This is a genomic window from Streptomyces sp. BE303, from assembly GCF_036290945.1.
Lineage (GTDB): Bacteria > Actinomycetota > Actinomycetes > Streptomycetales > Streptomycetaceae > Kitasatospora.
In genome coordinates, this window is the sequence record NZ_JAQYWZ010000230.1 from 1 (window position 1) to 426 (window position 426).

General features: G+C 65.5%; 1 protein-coding gene. It reads left to right on the plus strand.

Annotation, left to right across the window (positions count from 1 at the left end):
* Positions 1 to 137: 137 nt before the first annotated feature.
* Positions 138 to 426 (plus strand): hypothetical protein (locus PUR56_RS01455; protein WP_329947513.1); only part of this gene is annotated, 289 nt, incomplete at its 3' end.

The following is a 426-nucleotide window of genomic DNA, read 5'->3' on the forward strand; positions in this document are numbered from 1 at the left end:
CCCCCACCGAGATCTACACCGAGATATACACTCTTACCCACCACGACGCTCTACCGATCTCACCGGATCGGTAGAGCAGCTCCAGGTCCCTGACACCGGGGTACTCGACCAGGTGGCGGGCGACCAGCCGCACCTGGGTGCCGGTCTCACCGGTCACGACGACCTTGCGGTCCCCGAACTCGACTGCCCGCGCACCGGTTTTTAATGATGAGGCGCCCACCGAGATCTACACCGAGATATACACTCTTTCCCAACACGCCGCTCGTCCGATCTTCGTACGGGCCGAGGATCAGTCCGGCCCGCACCCGCAGGGCCCGGTCGCCGAGCGCGTCGACCACCTCGGGATCGCCCCCGGCATATCACACCTCGGACTGAAAGTGATCGACTTCGTCGTGCGTACCGTCGAGCACGGGCGCGGGCGGGGCG